The 23305-nt window shown below is 46.3% G+C and carries 27 protein-coding genes; 11 read left to right on the forward strand and 16 right to left on the reverse strand.

All coding sequences use genetic code 11. The annotated features are described in order from the left end of the window. Positions 1–126: 126 nt before the first annotated feature. The 4 genes from argS to speE form a co-directional block, all read right to left on the reverse strand. Positions 127–1797, reverse strand: coding sequence for an arginine--tRNA ligase (gene argS, locus VP98_RS07075; RefSeq protein ID WP_046174614.1), 1671 nt, complete (start codon positions 1795–1797; stop codon positions 127–129). Further along, positions 1794–2228, reverse strand: a complete 435-nt coding sequence (locus tag VP98_RS07080) for a DUF1934 domain-containing protein (RefSeq protein WP_231584135.1) — start codon at positions 2226–2228, stop codon at positions 1794–1796. Before VP98_RS07080 ends, argS begins: the two co-directional genes overlap by 4 nt. 189 nt (positions 2229–2417) lie before the next feature. Continuing rightward, on the reverse strand, positions 2418–3287 hold the full coding sequence (gene speB, locus VP98_RS07085; RefSeq protein WP_046174615.1) for an agmatinase: 870 nt from the start codon (positions 3285–3287) through the stop codon (positions 2418–2420). Position 3288: 1 nt separating this feature from the next. Then, complete coding sequence (gene speE / locus VP98_RS07090) at positions 3289–4116, reverse strand: polyamine aminopropyltransferase (protein WP_046174616.1); 828 nt, start codon at positions 4114–4116, stop codon at positions 3289–3291. A gap of 284 nt (positions 4117–4400) precedes the next feature. On the opposite strand from speE, the gene VP98_RS07095 reads away from it, so the two are divergent. Next, positions 4401–6323, forward strand: coding sequence for a transglycosylase domain-containing protein (locus VP98_RS07095; RefSeq protein WP_046174617.1), 1923 nt, complete (start codon positions 4401–4403; stop codon positions 6321–6323). Positions 6324–6453: 130 nt separating this feature from the next. Here VP98_RS07095 and VP98_RS07100 read toward each other — a convergent pair whose 3' ends face one another. From VP98_RS07100 to VP98_RS07115, 4 genes are all read right to left on the reverse strand, one after another. Next, entirely contained in the window at positions 6454–6966 is a 513-nt protein-coding gene (locus VP98_RS07100; RefSeq protein ID WP_046174618.1) for a YwhD family protein, read from the reverse strand. 15 nt (positions 6967–6981) lie between these two features. Then, on the reverse strand, positions 6982–7620 hold the full coding sequence (locus VP98_RS07105; RefSeq protein ID WP_046174619.1) for a site-2 protease family protein: 639 nt from the start codon (positions 7618–7620) through the stop codon (positions 6982–6984). A 13-nt stretch (positions 7621–7633) separates the two neighbouring features. Beyond that, the gene (locus VP98_RS07110; protein WP_046174620.1) at positions 7634–8944 is read right to left on the reverse strand and encodes an HD domain-containing protein; all 1311 of its coding nucleotides are present in this window, start codon (positions 8942–8944) and stop codon (positions 7634–7636) included. Between the two features lie 136 nt (positions 8945–9080). After that, on the reverse strand, positions 9081–9305 hold the full coding sequence (locus VP98_RS07115) for a DUF1450 domain-containing protein (protein ID WP_046174621.1): 225 nt from the start codon (positions 9303–9305) through the stop codon (positions 9081–9083). Positions 9306–9442: 137 nt separating this feature from the next. Here VP98_RS07115 and VP98_RS07120 point away from each other — a divergent pair, with 137 nt between their 5' ends. Continuing rightward, complete coding sequence (locus tag VP98_RS07120; RefSeq protein WP_046174622.1) at positions 9443–9988, forward strand: RsfA family transcriptional regulator; 546 nt, start codon at positions 9443–9445, stop codon at positions 9986–9988. A 2-nt stretch (positions 9989–9990) separates the two neighbouring features. On the opposite strand, the gene VP98_RS07125 is transcribed toward VP98_RS07120, so the two are convergent. Continuing rightward, positions 9991–10821, reverse strand: a complete 831-nt coding sequence (locus tag VP98_RS07125) for a lipoate--protein ligase family protein (RefSeq protein WP_046174623.1) — start codon at positions 10819–10821, stop codon at positions 9991–9993. Between the two features lie 153 nt (positions 10822–10974). Between VP98_RS07125 and hemQ the strand changes: the two genes are divergently transcribed. From hemQ to gerQ, 3 genes are all read left to right on the forward strand, one after another. Beyond that, positions 10975–11721 carry a hydrogen peroxide-dependent heme synthase gene (gene hemQ, locus VP98_RS07130; RefSeq protein WP_046174624.1) on the forward strand — a complete coding sequence of 249 codons (747 nt, stop codon included), beginning with the start codon at positions 10975–10977 and terminating at the stop codon, positions 11719–11721. Between the two features lie 746 nt (positions 11722–12467). After that, positions 12468–12890 carry a cell wall hydrolase gene (locus VP98_RS07135; protein WP_046174625.1) on the forward strand — a complete coding sequence of 141 codons (423 nt, stop codon included), beginning with the start codon at positions 12468–12470 and terminating at the stop codon, positions 12888–12890. 19 nt (positions 12891–12909) lie between these two features. Then, a complete protein-coding gene (gerQ, locus tag VP98_RS07140) occupies positions 12910–13254 on the forward strand; it encodes a spore coat protein GerQ (RefSeq protein ID WP_046174626.1) in 345 nt (114 codons plus the stop codon). Positions 13255–13455: 201 nt separating this feature from the next. Here the strand turns inward: gerQ and VP98_RS07145 are convergent, their stop codons facing one another. The 4 genes from VP98_RS07145 to VP98_RS07160 all read right to left on the reverse strand — a co-directional run bounded on the left by VP98_RS07145 (position 13456) and on the right by VP98_RS07160 (position 15030). Beyond that, positions 13456–13827 (reverse strand): DUF423 domain-containing protein, encoded by a 372-nt coding sequence (locus VP98_RS07145; RefSeq protein WP_046174627.1) that lies wholly within the window; start codon positions 13825–13827, stop codon positions 13456–13458. 11 nt (positions 13828–13838) lie between these two features. Further along, complete coding sequence (locus tag VP98_RS07150) at positions 13839–14117, reverse strand: YwdI family protein (RefSeq protein WP_046174628.1); 279 nt, start codon at positions 14115–14117, stop codon at positions 13839–13841. After that, positions 14114–14272 (reverse strand): hypothetical protein, encoded by a 159-nt coding sequence (locus VP98_RS19205; protein ID WP_046174711.1) that lies wholly within the window; start codon positions 14270–14272, stop codon positions 14114–14116. The genes VP98_RS07150 and VP98_RS19205 overlap by 4 nt, the downstream gene beginning before the upstream one ends. A 74-nt stretch (positions 14273–14346) precedes the next feature. After that, on the reverse strand, positions 14347–15030 hold the full coding sequence (locus VP98_RS07160; RefSeq protein ID WP_046174629.1) for a uracil-DNA glycosylase: 684 nt from the start codon (positions 15028–15030) through the stop codon (positions 14347–14349). A gap of 99 nt (positions 15031–15129) precedes the next feature. On the opposite strand from VP98_RS07160, the gene VP98_RS07165 reads away from it, so the two are divergent. Together VP98_RS07165 and pdxK are read left to right on the forward strand one after the other, a co-directional pair. Beyond that, positions 15130–15465: a general stress protein gene (locus tag VP98_RS07165; protein WP_052712169.1), complete on the forward strand. Its 336-nt coding sequence runs from the start codon at positions 15130–15132 to the stop codon at positions 15463–15465. Positions 15466–15551: 86 nt separating this feature from the next. After that, positions 15552–16355 carry a pyridoxine/pyridoxal/pyridoxamine kinase gene (pdxK, locus tag VP98_RS07170; RefSeq protein WP_046174630.1) on the forward strand — a complete coding sequence of 268 codons (804 nt, stop codon included), beginning with the start codon at positions 15552–15554 and terminating at the stop codon, positions 16353–16355. 86 nt (positions 16356–16441) lie between these two features. On the opposite strand, the gene VP98_RS07175 is transcribed toward pdxK, so the two are convergent. Continuing rightward, positions 16442–16993: a nitroreductase family protein gene (locus VP98_RS07175; RefSeq protein ID WP_407919204.1), complete on the reverse strand. Its 552-nt coding sequence runs from the start codon at positions 16991–16993 to the stop codon at positions 16442–16444. 123 nt (positions 16994–17116) lie between these two features. Between VP98_RS07175 and VP98_RS07180 the strand changes: the two genes are divergently transcribed. Both VP98_RS07180 and bshB2 read left to right on the forward strand, forming a co-directional pair. After that, entirely contained in the window at positions 17117–17464 is a 348-nt protein-coding gene (locus VP98_RS07180) for a YojF family protein (protein WP_046174632.1), read from the forward strand. A 30-nt stretch (positions 17465–17494) separates the two neighbouring features. Next, positions 17495–18202, forward strand: a complete 708-nt coding sequence (bshB2, locus tag VP98_RS07185; protein ID WP_197076570.1) for a bacillithiol biosynthesis deacetylase BshB2 — start codon at positions 17495–17497, stop codon at positions 18200–18202. 29 nt (positions 18203–18231) lie between these two features. On the opposite strand, the gene ilvA is transcribed toward bshB2, so the two are convergent. Together ilvA and VP98_RS07195 are read right to left on the reverse strand one after the other, a co-directional pair. Further along, the gene (gene ilvA, locus VP98_RS07190) at positions 18232–19479 is read right to left on the reverse strand and encodes a threonine ammonia-lyase IlvA (RefSeq protein ID WP_046174633.1); all 1248 of its coding nucleotides are present in this window, start codon (positions 19477–19479) and stop codon (positions 18232–18234) included. Positions 19480–19521: 42 nt separating this feature from the next. Continuing rightward, positions 19522–20394 (reverse strand): Cof-type HAD-IIB family hydrolase, encoded by an 873-nt coding sequence (locus tag VP98_RS07195; protein ID WP_046174634.1) that lies wholly within the window; start codon positions 20392–20394, stop codon positions 19522–19524. A gap of 275 nt (positions 20395–20669) precedes the next feature. On the opposite strand from VP98_RS07195, the gene VP98_RS07200 reads away from it, so the two are divergent. After that, positions 20670–21944, forward strand: coding sequence for a YjiH family protein (locus VP98_RS07200; RefSeq protein WP_231584136.1), 1275 nt, complete (start codon positions 20670–20672; stop codon positions 21942–21944). Between the two features lie 77 nt (positions 21945–22021). Next, complete coding sequence (locus tag VP98_RS07205) at positions 22022–23116, forward strand: AI-2E family transporter (RefSeq protein WP_046174636.1); 1095 nt, start codon at positions 22022–22024, stop codon at positions 23114–23116. The last annotated feature ends 189 nt before the right edge of the window (positions 23117–23305 follow it).

The following is a 23305-nucleotide window of genomic DNA, read 5'->3' on the forward strand; positions in this document are numbered from 1 at the left end:
CTTTTGAAAGAAGACAATGCATTTTCGGCTGCTAAAAAAGGAAGCAACTTAGCTTAAAAACGGAAGCTTTTCTTAACGGCTTTATTTTTCAACACTAAAAGCCGGGCAATAAGCCCGGCTGCTTTGTTACATTTTTTCCGGTGCTGAAACACCGATTAATCTTAAGGCATTTTTTAGTGTGACCTGCACAGCCTGTACAAGGGCAAGGCGGGCATTTGATGCTTCTTCATTTTCTTTATCCACCACTTTGTGTGCGCCATAAAAGCTATGGAAGCCAGCCGCAAGCTCATGCACATAGTTAGTGATACGGTGTGGAATGCGTTTGTCTGCTGCTTCAGCCACCACCTGTGGAAAGTCACCCAGCTTTTTCAACAAGTCGATTTCTTTGTCAGAGGTTAACAGGGAAACATTCGCTTCTGCTGTGGCTGTTAAGCCCTGCTCTGCTGCCTGCCGTAAAATACTTGAAATACGCGCGTAAGCATATTGTGAGTAGTACACCGGATTTTCATTAGACTGCGAAACAGCCAGATCCAGGTCAAAATCCATATGCGTATCGCTGCTGCGCATTGCAAAAAAGTAGCGTACCGCATCAAGGCCTACTTCCTCCACAAGCTCCCGCATCGTTACAGCTTTCCCCGTCCTTTTGCTCATTTTCATTTTTTCGCCGTCTTTATACAGCTGGACCATTTGAATAATTTCTACTTCAAGCTGGTCCGGCTTCATGCCAAGTGCTTCAACCGCCGCCTTCATGCGCGGAATGTAGCCGTGATGGTCAGCACCCCAGATATTGATGACTTTTTGGAAGCCGCGTTCAAATTTATCGCGGTGGTAGGCAATATCCGGTGTTAAATATGTGTAAGAGCCATCCTGCTTGCGAAGAACCCTGTCTTTGTCATCTCCGAATGCTGTCGAACGGAACCAGAGAGCTCCGTCTTCTTCAAACGTATGGCCGTTTTCTTTCAGCGCTTTAAGCGCTTCGTCAATTTTTCCATTTTCATAAAGAGATGTTTCTGAGAACCAGACGTCAAAGCTTACGCGGAAATCAGCCAGGTCTTTTTGCAGCTTGGCCAATTCAAGCTTTAGGCCATGTTCCCGGAATGTTTTGTAACGCTCTTCTTCCGGCATATTCACAAACTGGTCACCGAATTCGTCGGCAAGCTTCTGGGCGATGCCGATAATATCCTTGCCATGATAGCCGTCTTCCGGCATTTCTTTTTCGTGCCCTAGTGCCTGGAAATAACGAGCTTCAACGGAAAGCGCTAAATTATGAATTTGATTTCCCGCATCATTAATATAGTATTCCCGGGTAACGTCGTAGCCTGCTGCCTCAAGAATGTTGCATAATGAGTCCCCAACAGATGCACCGCGGGCATGACCAAGGTGCAGGTCGCCAGTCGGATTGGCAGAAACAAACTCGACCTGAATTTTTTCGTTTTTGCCGGCATCAGATTTTCCGTATTCATCTCCCGCTTTTAAAACGGCCGGGACAAGATCGGTCAAATAACTGTTATTCATATAAAAATTAATAAACCCGGGGCCCGCAATATCAATTTTTTCGACTGAACCTTTTGAAAGATCCATGTTTTCCTGAATCGCTTCAGCAATCTGGCGCGGTGCTTTTTTGGCAATGCGTGCCAGCTGCATGGCCATATTGGTTGAATAATCCCCGTGTGCTTTGTCTTTTGGTGTTTCAAGCAGGACGGCGGGAATGTCACTTTCTGAGGCAAGCCCTGCTTTTAAAACAGCCTGTTTAATTTCTTCTTTCAGCTGTGCCTGCTTTTGTTCTGCAATGTTCACAATTGTTCCTCCAGTTCATAGTGGATGTTCATCGTATATATTCCGACCGCTTCACCCTGCATAAGCAGTTTATACACTAACTTCGCTCGCCCGGTGCCCGTGCTGGTCGTGTTATGGGTAAAGGTCTCGGTATCTGTTGTAACAAGGAGCGTGCCATACTGGCTCTCATACGAACCATTTAACCGCTGTCCTTCTTCGAAAATCATTCGCATTTTCAATGCGCCGCTCCGCAAAATAAGCGCACTGGCGTCTGCCAGCTTGACGATTGTATGCACAACCCCTTCTTCCTGCACTTCATCGTATTTTAAAAAAGTCGATCCATCCTTTTTAAAAAGCCGGCCGAATAAAGACAGCTCGAATGTCTCATTTTCCCCTTCGTGCGCCACATCCGTCTTCACCCGGATTTTCACCGGCATCTGCTCATCCGTCACGCCGAATCACTTCCTTGTCTTAATGTGTGTTTATTTTAACACAGAAAAGGCAGACGCTACACTTCTGTTTTTCCGGCCTTTCAGTGGCGCCCGCGGCCATTTCCTTTTTTGACAGCCCGATTTCAGCCTTCATGGGCAATCAGTTTATTATCATTAAAAAAAGTGTCCGGCGCAATGCCGGACACGCATTTAAAAGAAGCCAAGCAGCATTTCCCGAATCAGTTTCGAAGCGGTATTGGCTGTTTGCTCGGAGTTGTCATAGATCGGCGCAACCTCTACAAGATCGGCACCAATAACGTTTACATCGGAACCAGCGATGGCATGAATAGACGCCAAAAGCTCTTTGGACGTAATGCCGCCCGCGTCTACTGTTCCCGTTCCGGGTGCATGAGCAGGATCTAACACATCAATATCAATTGTTACATAGACTGGACGCCCAGAAAGCTCTGGCAAAATTTCTTTCAACGGCTCAAGCACCTCAAATTTTGAGATATGCATGCCATTTTCTTTCGCCCACTCGAACTCTTCCTTCATACCTGAACGAATTCCGAATGAATACACATTTTTCGGGCCGATATGCTCGGCTATTTTACGGATTGGCGTTGAGTGGGATAAAGGCTCGCCTTCATACTCTTCCCGCAGGTCCGTATGTGCATCGAAATGAATAACAGCAAGGTCTTTGTATTTTTTTGCCGCTGCTTTCATGACCGGCCATGAAACCAAATGCTCCCCGCCCATGCCGAGCGGTTTTTTGCCTGCTTCAAGAAGGCCGTCGATGTATTCTTCAATAATGTCCAGACTGCGCTGTGCGTTGCCAAAAGGCAAAGGAATATCGCCCGCGTCAAAATACGCCACTTCATGCAGCTCACGGTTCAAATACGCGCTGTATTCTTCAAGCCCGATTGATACTTCACGGATACGAGCCGGGCCGAAGCGTGAACCAGGACGGTAGCTGACTGTCCAGTCCATCGGCATGCCATACAGCACTACATCGCTATCTTCAAAGGATGTCTGGGTTCCGATAAATACATTTCCTGAATATGCTTCGTCGAATCTCATTTTACGTTAAATCCTGCACGAATTTTGGCAGAGCAAACGCCGCTTTATGCAGTTCCTTCGTGTAGTACTTTGTTTCAATATCATGGAAACGGCTGTCTTCCACTTGAAGCGGATCATGCTTTTTCGAACCGATGGTAAAGCACCAGAGGCCGCTCGGGTACGTTGGAATATTGGCTGTGTAAAGACGCGTGATCGGGAAAATTTCTTTCACATCTGATTGTACCTGGCGGATTAAGTCCGCTTTAAACCAGGGATTGTCACATTGCGCCACAAAAATACCATCTTCTTTTAAAGCTTTAGAAATACCGGCATAAAAGCCTTTTGTAAATAAGTTTACTGCCGGGCCGACCGGCTCCGTTGAATCAACCATAATCACATCGTATTCGTTTTCCGATTCGGCAATATGCATAAAGCCGTCGCCCACCTTGACCTCAACGCGCGGGTTATCAAGGTCTCCTGCAATTTCCGGCAGATATACTTTTGAATATTCAATAACTTTGCCGTCGATTTCAGCAAGCGTTGCTTTTTTAACAGAAGGATGCTTCAGCACTTCGCGGATAACTCCTCCGTCGCCGCCGCCTACAACAAGCACGTTTTCTGGATTTGGGTGGGTAAATAAAGGCACATGCGCCACCATTTCATGGTAAACAAATTCATCGCGCTGGCTTGTCATAACCATGCCATCTAAAAACAGCATATTGCCCCACTCTTCTGTTTCAACCATTTCCAAGTACTGAAAATCTGTTTGCTCTGTATGCAAAGTACGTTTCACTTTCATGGTGATCCCGTAGCTGCCTGTCTGCTTTTCGGTGTACCATAATTCACTCATGTTTACTGCCTCCTTGTTGATGTGAGGATGAAGAACAAAGGCGTTCTGCATTGCAGCGCCCTTATGACCTATACCCTCTAGGCCTCTAAAAAAAGAGTATAGAACAAATTAATAAAAAAGCATAGCGATTTTATGACAAGACGTTTAAAAAACCGTCATTTTTTTCATACTAAGGAAAAGAAAAAGCGCCTTGTTCAGCATTGTGTGGACGAAAGCGCCTGATCGGGATAAAAGAGTTTGTTCAACCATACATAATTTCTATTTTTCAAAGGAGGAAATGCCCCATGAAAAAGTGGATGATCGCGATACTTGTTTCAGTAACCGGTGCTGTTCTCGCTCTTTTTTATTCGATGCACGCGGGCGGCCCGCCGGACATGACCGTGCCGCGTTCCACTCTTTTTTATGCGGCGGACGGAACAAAAGCAGCTGAAACACATACTGGTGAAAAGCGGTACTGGGTGTCGCTGGATGACATTTCTCCCTATGTCATCGATGCCGTCATCTCGATTGAGGACAAAAATTTTTATAACCATTTCGGCCTTGATCCGAAGCGGATTGCCGGTGCCGCGCTGGCAGACATAAAAGCAATGGCAAAGGTACAGGGAGCAAGCACCATTACCCAGCAATACGCACGCAACGTTTTTTTGTCTCACGAAAAAACGTGGGGCCGTAAAATACAGGAAGCCTGGCAGGCACTTCGGATTGAAGCTTTTTATTCAAAAGAGGAAATTTTGGAGGGCTATTTAAATACTGTTTATTTTGGCCACGGTGCCTATGGAATTGAAGCAGCTTCGCAGTTTTATTTTGGCAAATCTGCAGATACGTTGACAGCATCAGAAGCAGCCCTGCTTGCCGGCATTCCGAAGGGCCCTTCTATCTATTCACCTCTGGCCTCCCGTGAAAAATCCGAAAACCGGCGACGCCTTATTTTATCTGAAATGAATTTGCCGGAGCATGAATACAAACAGGCAATAGCAGAAATCCCAAATATAACTGGAGCATTTGCCAACAGTGAAAGTGAAGCTCCTTACTTTATTGATGCGGCGAGATCCGAGCTCGAGTCACTTGGGTTTCGGGAGCAGAGCGGGTTAAAGGTATATACAACGCTGAATCCATTACACCAAAAAGCAGCGGATGAAGCAGTGGCAAATGGCATTTCAGCCGGTGCCGCCATTCAATCAGCTCTTATCTCCATCAATCCCGGCACTCATTATGTAACGGCTCTGTCCGGAGGGCGGGATTATAAGAAAAGCCCGTTTAACCGTGCCGTCCAAGCCTACAGGCAGCCAGGCTCTTTAATGAAGCCTTTTTTGTATTACGAAGCGCTCGACAAAGGATTCACCCCTGTAACGAAGCGAAAAAGCGAACCAACGACATTTAATGCCACGTATTCACCCAAAAACTTTAACAGCCAGTATGCTGAAAGAGGCGTAACGATGGCGGAGGCGCTGGCTGTTTCCGATAATATCTACGCTGTAAAAACCAACCTGCTGTTAGGACCTGGAACACTTGCCGACACAATGAAGCGGTTTGGCGTAACCTCTGAATTGAAAGCTGTGCCTTCTCTCGCGCTTGGCACATCGGGCATGACAGTTCTTGAGACCGCTAATGCTTATGCAACCATTGCCTCGGGCGGCGTATATGGAAAGCCCGTTTTCATTACCAAAGTAGAAAACATGGACGGGGAAGTGCTTTATAAGTATAAGAAACAGCACGAGCGGCGGTTTGACGAAAAAAAAATAGCCGTACTGACGAGGCTGATGACAGGCATGTTTGATGAGACCATAAGTGACTATGCCGCCCCGACCGGTGCAGCCATGGCTTCCTCCCTGACCCGTCCTTATGCCGGGAAATCCGGCTCTACTCCTTATGACTACTGGATGGCCGGCTTCACCCCTTCTCTTACAGCGGTTGTCTGGACCGGCTATGATGATGGGTCGGAGATTACCAAAACGGAAGACCGGTCGCGTGCAAAAGCGGTATGGTCGCAGTACATGGAAAAGGTCCATAAAGGCAGGCAGCCGGAATCATTCACATGGCCGCGCAGTCTTGTCGAAGTCGAAGTCGATATAAAAACAGGAACAGCCTGCAGCGGCGGCCATAAGCTGCTGTTTGAGCGGGGAACAGAACCGAAAGAGGAATGCCGGCAGGAAAATGAGCCAGCAGAAGATATACTGTTTCCAGAGCTGCCGGCATGGTTCCGATAGCATGCAAAACGCCCGGGGATACTATTCCCGGGCGTTTTGCATGTCCTAGCTTATGCAGTTTATGCATTGCCTTCAGTTTACTTCTTTTTCGCTGTCTCCGGCAACAGAAGAAAGCGTAATTTTAGAAACTTCACATTTCCGTCACATTTAAGCCATTCTTTAATTCGTCTGTTGAACGCTCCCACATCTCCGCATTATGGCTGATAAGGAAATCCTTTAAAATCCCTTTGGACCGGTCGTCCATTACATCGACAATAATATGGCGTTTTAGTGACTTATCCATCCGGTTTACATGCTCCGGCAGTGATTTATAGCCGCGGCGTATCTCACGGTTGACCGTCATTTCACAAGCTGTAACCCCCGCATAATAAGGTCCTTCCTCGTTCCGGTCAATGGTTACCCATACGAGCCAATACAGCTTTGCATCCGGCACCTCGTCTTTTTCCTTGAGAAACTTGATGCCTTTTTCGACTGCACTGCGCGCATGCATCGCCCCGATATCAATATGAGCGGAATTGTCTTCCACATCAATAATGACCGGTGATACGTTTTCAAGGCTGAGTGAGCCTTTTCCGAAGCCTTTATGTCCATCTGTCGGATCATTTTTAATGATATTAAAGCCGACTTTCTTTTTTTGTTCCATTATCGTTAGTCCTCCTTACAGAAATACACTAAAAATCGTTTGAAAACCATCTAGAACCCCATTCGTAACTACATTTAAAAAGGGATGAATCGTGTAGCGTCCAAGAGGAGTGATTACTAATATGAGAAAAAGCAGCACTCCGTATTGCTCGTACTGTGTCATTTTCACACGGAGATGCGGCGGTGCCAGGTCTTCTAAAATCCGGTAGCCGTCCAGCGGCGGGAATGGAAGCAGGTTAAATACAAACAGCAGCACATTCAGCCAGACCATCATATTTAACAGCTGAATGGCAAAAACCGGCGCGCTGCCGATAATGAAATACAAAAGGCCAAATGCGAGAAACGCAATCAGAAAGTTGCTGATAGGGCCTGCAAGCGAGACAAGCACGCCCGCAAGCTTCGGATTTTTAAAATTCCGGCGGTTGACCGGCACAGGCCGTGCCCAGCCAAAGCCGGCGATTAAAATAAAAATCGTTCCGATCGGATCAAGATGGTGAACAGGGTTTAACGTGAGCCGTCCCTGGTTCTTTGCCGTATCATCCCCAAATTTGTATGCTGTATACGCATGTGCAAACTCATGCACGGTGAAAGCAACCAGCAGCGCAATAATAACAAACGGAAGCTGTTCAAGTCGAAATGCTAAAAATTGTTCCAAGAAGTGGTCTCCTTTATTTACGATAGATTTCTAATATGTTTCTAATTTTCCGTTTAACGGTCCGGTTCGATGATTCATCACGCAAAACGTCAACCGGGAAATACAGCTTGTGATCTGTCCGGCGCTTTCCGGAAATAGCCTCTACAATATCTGAACGCCCGGATAATTCCTGCAATGTTTCATCATCCTTCATTAACAGGTAAATAGGCTGCCGCTCCGACTCAATACCCGGCCGGTAAAAGTCATACGGCAGGTCCGAGGATGAATCATGCACGAGGTAGTATTCAGGATCGATTCCTGCTTTTCGAAACAGCTCTTCCAGCTCCGCATATTTCTCCTGCTCAGCCGCCGGATCAAATTCAACATATTTAAATAAATTCCGGTTCATAAAGCGGCTGCATAAATCCCTCAAAACGGCATCCTCTTCAGCCTGCCATGCATGAAAATAAAACATGACAACCGATTCATCCAAATTCACATATTCCTCGAGCGAGCAGTCCCCTTCAAATAATGAAGTGAAATGAACCGGCTGCTGGCGAAAAGCATAGCCCTGCTCATATAATACTTTTGCCCGGTGGAGTGTTTTAGAAAGCAATACTTCCGCGCTTCGCGTTACGGGATGAAAGTATACCTGCCAGTACATTTGATAGCGGCTCATAATGTAATCCTCTACTGCATGCATGCCGCTTAATTTGAATACAGCCTGCTCCTCGCGGGGGCGGATTACCCGCAAAATACGCTCCATATCAAAATGGCCGTAGCTCACACCAGTATAATAGGCGTCACGCTGCAAATAATCCATCCGGTCCGCATCAATCTGGCTGGAGATTAAGCTTACTACCAGTTTATTCTCATATGTTTTATTAATAACCTCTGCCACTTTTTCGGGGAAATCTTCGCCGACCCTGCCCAGCACCCGGTTGATCGCTGTATCGCCAAGAATAATTTTTTTGGTATATTCCTCGTGATCAAGCCCAAACACTTTCTCAAATGAGTGGGAAAACGGGCCATGCCCTACATCGTGAAGCAGTGCAGCGCAAAGGCTGACAAGACGTTCTTCTGCACTCCATTCCGGCCTGCCGCGGAAAACATCATCAACAATCCGCCGGACAATTTCATAGACACCGAGAGAATGATTGAATCGGCTGTGCTCCGCTCCGTGAAACGTAAAGTACGTTGTACCCAGCTGGCGAATCCGGCGCAGCCGCTGAAACTCTTTTGTGCCAATTAAATCCCAAATCACTACATCCCGCACATGAACATAGCGATGAACCGGATCTTTAAACACTTTCTCTTCTTTCAACTTCTGCTTCGCGTAGCTCACATATGCGCCTCCCGCCTCTTTTTTTGTCCATTATAACGGAAAAATCAATGATTATGGGAAAATTCGCACTGATGAATGCATATACTGCTAGCAAATAAAAAAAACCACCTTTTTTCAAAAGAAAAGGTGATTGCGATTATGATTTTAGTTTTTTTATAACTTTTTCCATGAGCTCGTCTTCTGTTAATGCCGCAACTGGCCGATTGTTGACGAACGCAAACGTTTTTTTACGGCCGGGACCGCAATATGACTGGCATTTTATATCAATTGATGCGCTTGGATCCAATTTTTCAAGCTTTGGAATCAATGTTTTCAAATTCACTGCCTGGCAATCATCGCATACGCGAAACTCGTTAGCCATGTTAAACCTTCCTTTCCATTCATTCATCACGATATTTTACATGGAAAAAAGCGTGTTTGCAAGCTTACCACGTATAAAATGACAGATGTCCGGCAATCCTGTTGATAGAGACTATTTTCATAAGGAGAGATGATAACATGAAAGTTCGTCAAGATGCCTGGTCAGAAGAAAATGATTTGCTTCTCGCTGAAACGGTTCTTCGCCATGTCCGTGAAGGAAGCACCCAATTGAACGCTTTCGAAGAAGTCGGCGACCTGTTAAACCGGACGTCTGCAGCCTGCGGCTTCCGCTGGAATGCCGTTGTCCGCACCCAGTATGAAAAAGCGCTCGGCCTCGCGAAAAAGCAGCGCAAGCAGCGCAACCGCACGATGGAGAAAAAAGTACTTTACACGCCTCCTGCCGAAGGAACGTTAACAATGACAGATGTTATTGGTTATTTGCAAACCATTGAATCCATTGACGCTATCAAAGCGGAAAACGAACAGCTGCGTGCAGAAAATGAGCAGCTGCAGCAGCGATTAAATAAAATTGAACAATCTTCCGAGATTATGCAGGAAGACTATGAAACACTGATGAAAATTATGAACCGTGCCCGTAAGTTTGTCGCTCTTGACGATGAAGAAGGGCCGGCTGTGACGTTCAAAATGGAACGAAACGGAAACCTTGAAAAAGTAGCAGAGTAAGTTTAAACCAGGGCTTTATTATTTCGTTCAATAACCCGCTGCAAATATCCATCAAAGACCTCTGCTTCAAATGGTGTCATAGAACCTCCTGCAAGCGGGCCGCCGATCTCTTTCAGCGACTCCAGAAAGCGGACAATGACACTTTGAACGGTTAACGGCTCTCCAGTAAGTTCTGTTAACGAGGCCATTACATCCGGTTTAATGTCTGGATATACCCATTTTGTCTCAGTATCTTGTTTGGCCGCTTCATAAAAGGCGCGAATTTCTGCGGCCCGTTCCGCTCCGCTGCCATTAACACATAAATATATTTGAACAGCAACGCCTTTTTTTAAACGGCGCTGTGAAATTCCGGCAAATTTTTTCCCGCCGATGCTAAGATCATAGCTTCCCGGACAGTAGGAACCGACAATTTCATAGGCATCGATCCTGGCCTGCGGAAACATATGGCGGATAAGCGCGTACATCGCTTCATAGCCGCGGTCAATATCGATGCCTTTTTCTGTGTCCGGCATAATAAGCGACAGGTTCAATACACCCTCATCAAGCAGGACAGCGAGGCCCCCTGAGTTCCGGACTATGACCCGGTAGCCGGCATCTTCAAGTACTTTCACTCCGTCTTTTAAATATGGCAGCTTCGTATCCTGAATGCCGAGCACCACCGTGTCATGGTGAACCCAGGCGCGTGCGGTAGCGGGACTCCAGCCCCCACCAATTGCTGCTGCCAGGGCATCATCTGTTGCAAAGGAATGTATCGGGTTAAAGCCGGGCCCATAGGCGGATTGGTCAATAAACCGCCAGGACGGCCGGCATAAGAGCGATTCTGGTTGTTCCATAACTGTATCTCCTTTAAGAAGTGTTCTTTTTTAGCTGAAGCTTTTCAAAAAATCGATTCAAGCCTGGGCCTGCGGAACAGGGCACCGTATAGTTAGCTTTTGATCATTTTATGCTATATTAGAGACAGACTACAATACATAGGAGTGAAAAACATGAGTGAAGCAGCAAAAACGCTTGACGGATGGTACTGCCTTCATGATTTCCGGTCCATTGACTGGGCTTCATGGAAGATGCTGTCTAGTGACGAGCGGGAAAGCGCTATTGCCGAATTCCGCAAATTTTTGTATAAATTAGAAGCTGTTCAGGAAGTAAAAGCGGGCAGCCATTCCTTTTACAGCGTAATCGGCCAGAAAGCAGATTTTATGCTGATGATTCTACGCCCGACTATGGCGGAATTAAACGTCATTGAAACAGAATTCAACAAGCTGAAAATCGCTGAATTCACAATTCCAGCTTATTCATATGTATCGGTTGTAGAGCTTAGCAATTACCTGTCATCAGATGAAGATCCATATCAGAACCCGCAAATTCGCGCACGCTTGTATCCGGAGCTGCCAAAAACCGAGTATGTATGCTTCTATCCTATGGACAAACGCCGCCAGGGCGAGGACAACTGGTATATGCTCCCAATGAAGGAGCGCGGCAACTTAATGCGCAGCCACGGAATGATCGGCCGCCAGTATGCAGGGCTTGTCAAACAAATCATTACCGGATCTGTCGGCTTTGATGATTACGAGTGGGGCGTTACCCTTTATGCAGATGATGTGCTTCAGTTTAAAAAGTTAATTTACGAGATGCGCTTTGATGAAGTAAGCGCACGCTACGGTGAATTCGGTTCATTCTTTGTCGGCCATCTGCTGACAGACGATAAGTTCGCCCAGATGATGCATGTAAACTAAAGATAAATACCTGGTGTCTCCGGAGCACCGTCCGAGACTGGCGACTTTGTCGCCAGTCTTTATAGTGTTGAAAAAGATTCGTCCAAGAATCATTTCATACGTCCTTAAGGAATTTATATCCATAAAATTCACGAGTTGGCCATTTACATAAACAGAAGAACAGCGCTTGATCCATGTAAGAAACAGCGGCATTCGCAGGGCTCTGCTTTCTAGGGGGCAGGCGATAAGCCCGTCTTCCTCCGCTCCCTGCGGCTCTCCTAGTCTTTATCTGCCCGCTTGTTCCATAGGAGTTTCCACCCTGCGCCTGCCGCCTGTGCAGGAAGGAAAAACAGCAGGATTTGTTTTTCTGCTCTTGTCAAAAGGAAGAGAGCCGTATTCTATTCTGTTTTTTTCTTGAAACGGAACGGGCGGAGGACTGGCGAAGAAGACTCCCGCAGGACGAGTGGACAGACTGAAACAGACGGCGCAAAGCGTCGGCTGGTTCAGCGTTCACCCTGCAGGAAAGCGAAGCCGTCAGCCCACTATGCTGCTTTTTAAAAGAAGTAGCTTTTCTTATCAATGAAAACGGGCAGGCGGCTTCTTCGAGGTGCCGCCTTTCTTGTGCCGATTTAGCTGAATTTGTTTAATGCTGAGCGTCCCGGCGCAGAGAATTCCTTGCTTAAAGCACAGTTTGCTCCGACTGATTATATGCGAGGCTGCACCTTCTTATCCCAATATGCATAAAGTGAAATGGGAGGTGTAGGAAAGTGGCTGTGGTTGCTCACACAGAAGAAGATGTCAGGCTGCTGGCAAGGCTTATGCGTGCTGAAGCAGAAGGTGAAGGTCCGCTTGGCATGCTGATGGTCGGCAATGTCGGTGTAAACCGGGCTCGTGCGGATTGTCTTGATTTCAAAAACATACGCACAATCCGGGCAATGGTGTTTCAGTCGCCCGGCGGATTTGAAGCTACACAAAAAGGTTACTTTTATCAAAGCGCGCGCCAAAAAGATATTGATTTAGCACGGAAAGTGTTAAGAGGCGGCCGCTATCATCCTGCTTCCAATGCACTCTGGTTTTTTGAACCGGCGGGTGCCTGTCCCGCTCAGTGGTACAATCAGCCGAATACCGGCCGATTTAAAGCACACTGCTTTTTCAGTCCGCTCCGTTCCGTTTGCCCATCTGTTTATTAAAAAGGAGGCGCTTTTTTTTATGAACCCGTATCAATATATGCCCGGCCAGGGAAGTATGAATCAAGGAATGCCGCCTCAGGGAATGCCGCCTGTGGCTCCCCCGGCAGCACCGCAGGCAGAAGAATCGTATATCGAGAATATTTTCCGTTTAAACCGAGGGAAAATGGTAACCGTTTATACAACGTTTGAAAACAATAAAGAATGGAACGCTAAAGTATTCCGCGGGCGTATTGAAGCAGCAGGACGCGACCATCTTATTTTAAGCCATCCTTCAACCGGCCATCGCTATCTGATCCCTCTTCTTTATTTAGATTATGCAACGTTTGACGGCGAGATTGCTTACGAATACCCATTTAACGGGTAAAAAAAGAGCGGCAATACGCCGCTCTCAGGCTGTTGACAAACGCCCGCTTTCGGCGTCACTTGCCGGCTGTGAATGCTCATGACCCCAAAAGGTCACTCCGCTTCCCATCCGGCGGCGTTCCTGGAAAGCCAAACGTTTTCAATCAGCCTGCGTTCTAACTTTGTCTACACTCTCAGAGCGGCAGTACGCCGCTCTCTTTTCTTACATATTTTTAACTGCAGCTACAATCACTAGAATCCACGCAGCCAAAAATGCCACCCCGCCAATGGGGGTAATAGCACCAAGCTTACTAATCGCGGTAATGACCAGAATAAATAAGCTTCCTGAAAACACCACAATGCCGAAAAACATTAGCCATCCTGCCCAATTAAGCGCCGAACTGCCCGGGAATTGGCCTGCTAAAAATCCGATGAGAAGCAAGCCGATTGCATGAAACATTTGATATTGAACAGCCGTTTTCCATATTTCCAAATATTTCGCTTCTACTTTCCCTTCCAGTCCATGAGAGCCAAATGCACCAAGCGCCACCGCCAGGAAGGCATTAACTGCACCCAAAATAATAAATAATTTCATGCTTTTCTCCTTTAAAAATCAAAAATAGATTCTCCATTTGATCCGTCCTCTGCCGCAATACGCTCCTGCTGTCCAACAACTTGAACAGGCTGCTGTGCCGCAGGAGGAATAACGGAAGGAGCCGGCGCAGCTGCTTTGGCGGATGCTGGTGTTTTTTCCAGCCCGAGTAACAAATCACATAACGATTTAATTGCATAAGCATGCCGTTCCAGCTCGGCTCCATTCGCGTGTTTGGCAGCAGCGATCTCCTGTTCCATCTTTTGAAGTATTTTTTCATATGAAACGTTCACTTTTTCTCACCCGCTTTCGGCGAAAATTGAAAGCATGGATGGCCTGATGACCTTTTCACGACAACAGACGGCATTTGCTTTGTTTTAAAACCGTACGCCCGGCAGCCACGTGGTGCTTTCGCATCCCATGTTACAAAGAAATTTTGGCATTTCATGCAGTTTGGTTCCGTTTTAACCACGTCCCTTCTTTACCAGAAGCCGATAAATGTGTTTGTTTCACGTGAAACGTTTACACACTGTTTTCCAGGCACCAATTAATTGGTTCTTCTCCCACAGAAGCAAGCGCCTCATTTGCTTTAGAAAACGGACGGCTGCCGAAAAATCCGCGGGAAGCTGATAACGGGCTCGGGTGCGGAGACTCAAGGATCACATGCTTCTCTGTATCAATGAGCGCTTTTTTACTTTGAGCCGGCCTTCCCCAAAGCACGAAAACAACTGGTTTATCACGGTCGCTGATCAGCTGAATCACCCGGTCGGTAAATGTTTCCCAGCCTTTTCCCCGATGAGAATGGGCTTTTCCATCCCGGACAGTTAAAACGGTATTTAACAGCAGAACTCCTTCGTCCGCCCATTTTTTTAAATAACCATGATTCGGTATCGGACAGCCCAGATCCTCTTTTAATTCTTTATACATGTTTTTCAGAGAAGGCGGCGGCATAATTCCCGGCTGAACAGAAAAACTAAGGCCGTGCGCCTGATTGGGGCCATGATAGGGATCCTGCCCGAGAATAACAACTTTCACATTTTTATACGGAGTAAAATGAAGTGCATTAAAAATATCATTCATATCTGGATGAATGGTTTTCGTTTCATATTCTTCTTTTAAAAAAGCCCGGAGCTTCTGGTAATAAGGCTTTTCAAATTCCTCCTCAAGCAGCGGGGCCCAGTCATTTGTTAAAATTGTTTTTGTCATACGGCTCACCTCCTCTCTCATTATAAAGGAATTGGCTTCTGTTTAAAAATAAAGCGGGCGGGTAAATCAATAAAAAATGCAGCACGGGGAGGTTTTTTTGTGTACGCAGCTCAAACAGCCAGGACCCGCACGGAAGCAGCAAGTGCTGCCACTGCTTTTTTGCAGGATGGTTTTAAGCAGGAAAATATTTTTATTTTTGTTTACGATAAAGAAGAGTCCAGGGAGCTGGTCAATAAAACCAATACTGGCAAGGTCGGAGTAAAAGAAATGGGCGTGTCCAAAACAGTCGGCAGCTTGTTTAAAGGCCGCCGGAGCCGGATTCATGATAAGCTGAAAAGCCTCGGAGTGCCCGAAGAAGAAGCTTCACAATACGAAGAACAGATTGCCCGCGGCTTAATAGTAGTAGTGGCGGCCGATTTAACAAATAATGAATAGCGGCAGCGCCCTTTACACGGGGCGTTTTTTCTTGTACATTTTGAAATAGTTTTTTACACTAAAGAAAGTGTAAACAGAGGAGGAAGATCATCATGAAAAAGACATTAACGATTGCTGGATCTGATACGAGCGGCGGCGCTGGCATCCAGGCCGATTTAAAGACGTTCCAGGAGCATGGCACATACGGCATGACAGCGTTAACGACTATTGTAACGATGGATCCGGATAACGGCTGGAGCCATGGTGTATTTCCAATAGAGATTGATACGCTTAAAGCCCAATTAAAAACAGCGATGTCAACCGGCATTGATGCGCTTAAAACAGGCATGCTTGCGACACCGGAAATTATTGAAACAGCCGCTGATTCTATTAAAGCAAACAATGTAGAAAAAGTTGTTATTGACCCGGTCATGGTATGCAAGGGTGAAGACGAGGTATTAAATCCAGAAGCAGCCGAGGCAACACGTGATTTGCTTTTGCCGCTTGCAACGGTCGTCACTCCAAACTTGTTTGAAGCGTGGCAGTTATCAGGCGTCGGTCCGATCCGTACAATTGATGATATGAAGAAAGCGGCCCAAAAAATCTATGAGCTTGGCGCGAAAAATGTCGTTATCAAGGGCGGCAAGCAGCTCGAAAGCGATAAAGCGATTGATCTTTTTTATGATGGCCAGGAATTTAAACTGCTTGAAGGCGAGAAGCACAATACTACTTATAACCACGGTGCCGGCTGTACATTTGCAGCTGCGATTACAGCTAACCTGGCGAACGGCCAGGATGTAAAAGAAGCCGTCCATAACGCAAAGAATTTCGTAAACGCAGCGATTAAATATGGCTGGAAGCTGAATGAGTATGTCGGCCCGGTTATGCACGGCGCTTACAACAATAAATAACAAGCAGAAGCCCGCCGAACGAGAGGTTCAGCGGGCTTTTCTTTTATTTCGTCCCCTTCAGGCCACTCACACTACATGGCGGCCTTTTAGCCGAAATACGTAATTTTTTCTTCAATCGGTGTTCGTTCTTTTGCTTTTGGGACTTCATCGCAGTAGCCAAATTGCAGCAGCGCTAAAATACGCTCTCCGGGCTTTACGTTAAGTGCCTGGCGGAATTTTGGGGCATCGAGCCAGGCCGGAGTCTTCCAGCACGTTCCAATTCCTTTTTCCCAGGCAAGCAGCTGCGCGTTTTGAATAAAGGCACTGGCAGCTGAAAAGTCTTCAAGCCGTTCTTTTTGGCGCGCATCTTCCGGCACAATAACAAATACGAAGGCACCCGGCAGCTTAAAGCCGGCTGTTTTCTTTTCCAGCTCTTCTTCGGACAACATTTCCCATTTTGGAATCGTGCACTCCTTCAAGGTTTCCCGGATGGCTTCAAGCCCCTTCTCCCCTGCCACAACAAAACGCCACGGCTCGCGGTTCCCATGATTCGGTGCCCACGCAGCATCATCCAAAACGGCGGTTACATCAGAAAGTGAAACAGGCTTGCCATTAAATTTTTTAATGGAGCGCCGTTCCCGAATAATCGTTTTCAGCAAATTAAACACCTCTATTTTAAAATGATTTCCTTTTCATCATACTGAAAAAGCTAGATTTTCGCTATCTCGATTATTTTTTAGTACAATGAAGCAATAATGGATCTTGACAGGAGGGCAACACGCATGGAACCGATTTTACCGGAAAAAGTGCAGGAGCTTATTAATAAGTTCGCCGGTGAAGAGGTATATCTTCATCTGGAAACAACAAACGGCGCCTACGCTTCGCACTTTAACGAAAAGTTCTTTTCGGCAGGAGCATATATCCGTAATGCAAAAATTACATATGAGCATGGGAAAATTGTTGGAGACGGTCCTTATCGCATCGGCTTAAAGCTTGCGATTGGATGGGTATATGCAGAAGGGCTGACACACTACGGATTTGATGAAGAAGGACATTTGCTTATGGCCGGCCATGACTTCGATGGAAAACTGGCTGTCGCTCTCGAAATGGGCAAAACGCCATTTAAGTAAGAGAAAGGATTGAAAACCATGACAGAAACGATGGAAATTGCACAGGAACGCCACGTACTCGTTGTTTTTCCGCATCCGGATGATGAAGCATTTGGTGTCTCCGGCACAATTGCCGTTCATACCGAACGTAAAACGCCCGTCACTTACGCTTGTTTAACACTTGGTGAAATGGGCAGGAATCTTGGCAATCCGCCATTTGCAACACGGGAATCACTGCCGGACATTCGGAAAGCGGAGCTGCAAAAAGCAGCGGAAGCCATTGGCATTCAAGATTTGCGCATGATGGGCCTTCGTGATAAAACCATTGAATTTGAAGATGACCGAAAAATGATGAATCTTGTGACAGACTTAATTAATGAATTAAACCCGTCACTTATTATTACCTTCTATCCAGGCTACTCTGTTCATCCGGATCACGAAGCAACGGCACGTGCCGTCATACGCGCCGTTCGCACGATGGAGGCCGACAAGCGGCCAAAGCTTCACTGTGTTGCCTTTGCGAATAACACACTTGAAGAAATCGGTCCGGCAGATATTCGCTACGATATCCGTCATGTATATGACAAAAAAATGGCTGCGATGAAAGCCCATATTTCTCAGACAATCTGGATGCTGAAGGAACTGGAGTCCGGTGTTGCGGCTGAAGGAAGCGAGCTGCACGACCGATTTAACTATGAGCACTTCTGGACATATACGTTTGGCGAAAAAGACAAAGTGAGTGAAATACAAAAAAGCTGACCTGCAGAGCGCAGGCCAGCTTTTCTTTTTTAAATTAACAAGTTAAATAATAGCGGATCGCTGTTAATTTCCATGTACGGGAAGCCATTTTCCTTCATCCTCTGGATAAGAGGCTCGTAATCTTCTTTGTGCTTCAGCTCAATACCCACAAGCACCGGTCCTTCATCGCGATTTGTCCGCTTCGTATACTCAAAGCGGGTAATATCATCATGTTCGCCAAGCACCTGGTCCATAAATTTACGCAGGGCCCCGGCGCGCTGCGGGAACGTGACAATAAAGTAATGCTTGAGCCCTTCATAAATCAGCGAACGCTCTTTAATTTCCTGCATCCGTTCAATATCATTATTGCCGCCGCTGACCACACAGACTACATTTTTTCCTTTTATCTCATCTTTATAAAAATCTAGTGCCGCAACTGAAAGAGCCCCTGCCGGCTCGGCTACAATGGCATTTTCATTATACAGCTGAAGAATCGTCGTACATACTTTTCCTTCTGGAATCACTGAAATTCCGTCTAATACTTCCATGCAAATATCCATGGTCAAATCGCCAACCTGCTTCACAGCCGCCCCGTCAACAAATGGATCGATTGTATCAAGACGGGTAACCTGCTCATTATTCAAAGATGCTTTCATACCAGCTGCTCCTGCCGGCTCTACACCGATCAGTTTAGTAGAAGGGCTGATACCTTTTAAGTAAGAGCCGACCCCCGCCGCAAGTCCGCCGCCCCCAATGGAACAAAACATGAAGTCGATCGGCACCTGGATATCATTTAAGACTTCCACTGCCACGGTTCCCTGTCCGGCAATAGTCCGGTAGTCATCAAACGGATGAACAAACATTTTTTCTTCTTCTGTGCAGTAGGCCATAGCCGCTGCATAGGAATCGTCAAATGTGTCTCCTGTCAGGACAACCGATACTTTGTCACCGCCAAACCGCTTTACTTGTGATACTTTTTGGCGCGGTGTAGTAGACGGCATAAAAATTTTCCCTTCAATCCCCAGCGCGAAGCATGAATAAGCAACTCCCTGGGCATGATTGCCGGCGCTTGCGCATACCACTCCCTTTTCCCGCTCTTCTGCTGTAAGACTGCGGATAAAATTATAGGCCCCGCGCAGCTTAAAAGACCGGACAATCTGCAAATCCTCACGTTTTAAATACACATTACAGCCGTAACGCGCAGATAAAAGTTCATTTTTTTGAAGCGGCGTTTTGATAACCACGTCTTTCAGCACCTGGTTCGCCACGACGATTTCTTCTACTGATACTTTTGACAAGGCGAATTCTCCTTCTAATTACGAATTTTAAGAATTATTGTATCATTTGACCATGCTTCGTTCCAGTGCATCTTCAATTGCCCTGGCTACGCCGCTGTCTTCATTTTTCGCTGTTTCAAACCGGGCAGCTTTTTTAATGTTTTCGTCCGCATTGCCCATAGCATATGAATAACCGGCACGTTCAAGCATCGATACGTCATTGTAGTTGTCTCCCACTGCAAGTGCATCTTCCATAGAAAGCCCTTTTGAAGTTAAATACTTTTCCAGCATAATCCCTTTTTGTGCCTTGTCATTCGTTATTTCCAGGTTTTCGTTACCCGAAGAACTAACGGCTATGCCATCAATTCCATCCAGATTATCTGATGCTTTTTGCAAAAGGCTGTAATCTGTTGAAAAAACAAAAAATTTATAAATATGCTGACTCGTGTCCCTGATAATTTCTTCATAGTTATCTACCTGCTTCACAAGGCCCTGCTTAATCCGGAGACTGGCCCGCTCGCGGATATCTTCCTCTTTTATTTCGGGATGGGCAGACAACACAATATCAATCAGCAGCTGAACCGCTTTTTCCGGATTGTCCGTATATGTCGCCTGATTTGTATAAATCTCAAAGTAAACACCAATGTCTTTCAGGCGGCGGTACAAGTCGTAAGCCACATCGTCTTCCAGTGCCGTAAATTGAATGATCTCGCCTTCTGCATTGCGTACTTCTGCTCCATTTACTGCAATAACCGGACATGCAATACCAGTGCCCTCAAGGGCAAAACGGGCTTCCTGATAAGACCTTCCTGTTGCCACGATCACTTCAATGCCAAGCTCCTGGGCCTTTTTAATGGCGGCTCGATTCGCCTCGCTTACTTCCATTTTCCCATTGAGCAGCGTTCCATCCATATCCGTTGCGATGCTTGTAATCATTCGGTCACCTTCTCGTTTATATTTAATCCCTTCTTATTTTATCACGAAAATAGTCCATAATCCGGTAAAATGCTGGAGTGCTGCTGCTAAAGCATTGTAAGCGCAATCAAAATTCTGTATTTTATGAATATGTGCTGAAACGTAGATTTTTAGGGCATAATGAATTAAACTGTGCAAGTAATGAATATTTATACAAGAAAGGGTTTCTATAAATGCATGAATCTCGTTCCCCGTGGCGGTTTATCCTTCCGTCCGCTCTAGGGGTTTTGTTGTTTATGACACCGGTGCCGATGGAAGATGGTATGACAATTCCGATTGCCGTTTTGTCTGGAGCGCTTCAAAATGCCCTTGGCGGCATGATTCCCGGCTTAATGACGTTCCTTATTGTACTTGCTGCTTTGTTTACTCTTATTGTAAAAGCAGTCCGGCCAGGATTTATACGCCGCTCCGCTTTTTGGGCCTCCCTGTTTGATGTTTCCGTTTTTTGGACGATTGTCCGTATTGCCGGAGCGGTTTTTGCCGTCATGACTTATTTTAAAATTGGGCCGGAGGCAGTTTGGTCGGAGGCAACCGGCGGAACACTGCTGTTCAGCCTGCTGCCGGTGCTTTTTTCTGTATTTTTGTTTGCCGGCCTGCTTCTGCCGCTTCTGCTTAATTTTGGACTGCTTGAATTTGTCGGCTATTCTTTAACGAAAATCATGCGCCCGCTCTTTTTGCTGCCGGGCCGCTCATCGATTGATGCACTCGCTTCATGGCTTGGCGATGGGACGATTGGTGTTCTGCTGACAAGCAAACAGTATGAAGAAGGCTTTTATACGAAAAAAGAAGCTGCCATTATCGGAACGATGTTTTCCGTTGTTTCTATTACCTTTTGCCTTGTCGTAATCGGCCAGGTTGGGCTTGAGCAGTACTTTATCCCATTTTATTTAACTGTTATTTTAGCCGGTATTGCCTGCGCACTTATTATGCCGCGTATTCCGCCGCTTTCAAGGAAACCGGACACTTTTATTAATGAAGCGCCGCGCCAGGCGGATGACGAAGCGATTCCAGCCGGCTATACATCGTTTTCATATGGGTACGAGCAGGCAGTAAAGCGGGCCGGCCGCAATCAGTTTACCGAAACAGCAGCGGACGGGCTTAAAAACGTGCTCGATATGTGGCTTGGCGTTATACCGATTGTTATGGCACTTGGAACAACTGCTTTAATTATTGCAGAGACTACTCCTCTTTTCCAATGGCTGGGCCTTCCGTTTATTCCACTGCTTGAACTGCTGCAGATTCCATTTGCCAGGGAAGCATCGGAAACAATTATGATCGGGTTTGCGGATATGTTTTTACCGGCAATTTTAGGCGAAAGCATTCAGAGCGAGCTGACACGCTTTGTTATTGCAGCTTTATCGGTTTCCCAGCTTATCTATATGTCCGAAGTGGGCGGACTGCTTCTCGGAACGAAAATTCCTGTTTCTTTTAAAGATTTATTGCTGATTTTTATTATCCGCACGCTTATCTCTCTGCCGATTATTGCAGGAGTGGCACATCTTTATTTTTAAAAAGCCGGAACTTCCCGGCTTTTTTTTCGTATAATCGGGTAATGATATATGTTGGTTTAGAAAGGACGTGTGTTTTTTTGACGAGTAAACTTTGGTTTCAAACGGGGGTCGGCATTCTGCTGGCAATGCTGATTATCTTTATGTTTCAGCAAATTCAGGAGGTGTTCAATCCGCTCGTTATTATTGCAAAAACAATTTTTCTCCCGCTTTTAATCGGCGGGGTGCTTTTCTATTTAACGCGCCCGCTTCTTCACTTTCTTGAAAAGAGAAAGCTCCCGCGCTGGGCATCCATTGTTTTCGTGCTTGTTGTTGTCGTGGCTGCTTTTTGGCTTATTTATGCGATGATTGCTCCTGTTATCAGCAGCCAGGCCGGTTCTTTAGCGAAAAACACACCGCAAATGATCCAGCAGGGCGAAAAATGGGTAGATTACTTGCTGAGCCACCGGGATGACCTGCCGCCTCAGGCTCAGGAATCCGTTGAAAATGCAATTAATAATGTTTCTAACAACCTGAATGAATGGACGGTCGGATTTGGGTCCTGGCTGTTAACGTTCCTTCAAAACTTTTTCCAGGGATTGTTCCTGCTAGTCTTAGCGCCATTTTTCCTTGTATACATGCTGAAGGATCATGAAAAATTCGCACCGTTTATTGCGGGCTTTTTCCATGGAGAACGCAGATCCTGGATCCGCAAAACGCTGCATGACCTGGATGTAACGCTCCGTTCCTATATTCAGGGACAGCTGTTAGTCAGCTTTCTTGTCGGTATCATGCTGTTAATCGGCTACTTAATTATCGGACTCGATTATGCGCTGCTATTGGCGCTGTTTGGGATGATCACGAACGTTATTCCGTTCCTCGGCCCGTATTTGGCCGTTGTGCCGGCTATGTTTATCGCCCTTCTGCAGGAGCCGCAGATGGCACTGTATGTAGCGGTCATTATGCTGATCGCCCAGCAGATTGAAAGCAATTTTATTTCACCGAATGTCATGGGAAAAGCACTCGATATTCATCCCCTCACCGTTATTACAGTGATTCTCGCTGCCGGCAACATCGCCGGGATCTGGGGCGTTATTTTAGCTATTCCATTTTACGGAATTGTCAAAACTATAGCTTCAAACTTATACCAAAAGCGCAAAGAAATCCGTAAAGCTGCCGGGAAAGAAATTGATTAAACAAAAAAAAACGCCTCTTATGAAGCGGTTTGAGAGTGTAGACAAAGTTAGAACGCAGGCTGATTGAAAACGCCTGTCTTTCCAGAAACGCCGCCGGCTGGGAAGCGGAGTGACCTTTTGGGGTCATGAGCATTCACAGCCGGCAAGTGACGCCGAAAGCGGGCGTTTGTCAACAGCCTGGGGCCCGGA

This window comes from Domibacillus indicus (genome assembly GCF_000970685.1).
GTDB classification, from domain to species: domain Bacteria; phylum Bacillota; class Bacilli; order Bacillales; family Domibacillaceae; genus Domibacillus; species Domibacillus indicus.